This is a genomic window from Acidovorax sp. Q11 (assembly GCF_054950075.1).
On the sequence record NZ_JBUDZG010000068.1, the window covers coordinates 1 to 2,020 of the forward strand.

Annotated in this window: 2 protein-coding genes; both read right to left on the reverse strand. The window is 64.1% G+C overall.

The window, feature by feature from the left end:
• Positions 1–758 (reverse strand): IS21-like element helper ATPase IstB (gene istB, locus ACYZGB_RS22675; protein WP_462391237.1); only part of this gene is annotated, 758 nt, incomplete at its 3' end.
• Positions 748–2,020: IS21 family transposase (gene istA / locus ACYZGB_RS22680; RefSeq protein WP_462391239.1), on the reverse strand; the 1,273-nt coding region annotated here is incomplete at its 5' end. The genes istA and istB, both read right to left, overlap by 11 nt.

Below are 2,020 nucleotides of genomic sequence, written 5' to 3' on the forward strand. Positions count from 1 at the left end.
TGTGGTGGTTGCTGTGCGGAGCTGTTCTTGAACCTGTAGCTGTCGTTGCCGGTTTCCAGAATATGGCAGTGATGCGTGAGGCGGTCCAGCAGCGCCGTGGTCATCTTGGCATCTCCGAACACATTGGCCCACTCGCTAAAGCTCAGGTTGGTGGTGATCACGACGCTCGTGCGCTCGTACAGCTTGGACAGCAGGTGGAACAGCAAAGCTCCTCCTGACGTACTGAACGGCAGGTAGCCCAGCTCATCCAGGATCACCAGGTCAGCGTAGGCCAGGCGGTGTGCGATCTGCCCCGGCTTGCCCTGGGCCTTCTCCTCTTCCAGTGCATTGACCAGCTCCACCGTGGAGAAGAACCTCACCCTGCGGTGATGGTGCTCAATGGCTTGCACCCCCAGGGCTGTGGCAATGTGGGTCTTGCCCGTCCCCGGTCCACCCACCAGCACCACGTTGTTGGCGTCCTCCAAGAATTCACAGCGGTGCAGCTGGCGCACCAGCGCCTCGTTCACCTCACTGTGGCCGAAGTCAAACCCAGCCAGGTCCCTGTACGCCGGGAACCTGGCCACCTTCAATTGGTAGGCCACCGAGCGCACCTCCCGCTCGGCGGTCTCGGCCTTGAGCAGCTGGGACAGGATGGGCTGTGCCGCCTCGAAGGCCGGTGCACCTTGCTCAGCCAGTTCCGCAACTGCCTGGGCCATGCCGTGCATCTTGAGCTCGCGCAGCATGATCACGATGGAAGCGATGGCGGGGTCATGACGCATAGCGCACCTCCCTCAATTGGTCGTAGCGAAGCACGTTGGCCTGGGGTTCTACCGCCAGCTTGAGGGCCTGGGGCGATGTGACCGGTGCTGGAGCGGGCTTGCCGTCCAGCAAGCGGTGCAGCACGTTCAGGATGTGCGTCTTGCTGGCAGCCCCTGACTCCAGTGCCAACTCCACTGCAGCGAGCACAGCCTGTTCATCGTGGTGCAGCACCAGTGCCAGTACCTCCACCATCTCCCGGTCGCCGCCGGGTTGCTTGAGCAAGGTGGCCTGCAGTCGCTTGAAGGCCGCTGGCAGTTCCAGGAACGGCGCGCCATTGCGCAAGGCCCCGGGCTTACGCTGCAGCACCGCCAGGTAGTGGCGCCAGTCGTACACTGTCTGTCCCGCACCATGGTGGTTACGCTCGATCAAGCGCTGGTGCTCGCACACGATCTGGCCTTCGGCGGCAATCACCAAGCGATCCGCGTAGACCCGCAGGCTCACGGGTCGGTTGGCGAATGGCGCCGGCACGCTGTAGCGGTTGCGCTCGAAGTGGATCAGGCAGGTGGGAGAGACTCGCTTCGTGTGCTCAACAAAGCCATCGAAGGGACGCGGTACCGGCATCAAGGCAGCCCGCTCCGCGGCCCAGACATCCGCAACGGTACCCGGCAGCTTGCCGTGCTCGATCTCGTGCCACAGGGTCACACAACGCTCCTGAAGCCAATCATTGAGCTCCACAAGGCCAGGGAATGGCGGCACCACCTGCCACAGGCGATGGCGGGCATCGCGCACGTTCTTCTCCACTTGGCCCTTCTCCCAGCCCGACGCGGGATTGCAGAACTCGGCCTCGAACAGGAAGTGGCTGACCATGGCCGCAAAGCGCGCATTGACGTCGCGCTCCTTGCCACGGCGCACCCGGTCTACGGCGGTGCGCATGTTGTCGTAGATGCCACGGCGGGGCACACCGCCCAGGACTGTGAATGCATGGTTGTGGGCATCGAACAGCATCTCGTGCGTCTGCAGGGGGTAGGCGCGCAGGTAGAACGCGCGGCTGTGGCTGAGCTTGAAGTGGGCTACCTGCAGCTTGGTGCGCACTCCTGCGAGAACAGCCCAGTCCTCGCTCCAGTCGAACTGGAAGGCCTCACCCGGGCCGAAGGTCAGCGGAACGAAGGTGCCGCGGCCGGTGGTCTGCAGGGCCACCAGGCGCTGCTCGTGCCAGATCCGGGCAAAGGCCGCTACCCGGTTGTAGGAGCCGCCGTAACCGAGCGCCTGCAGATCCACGTAC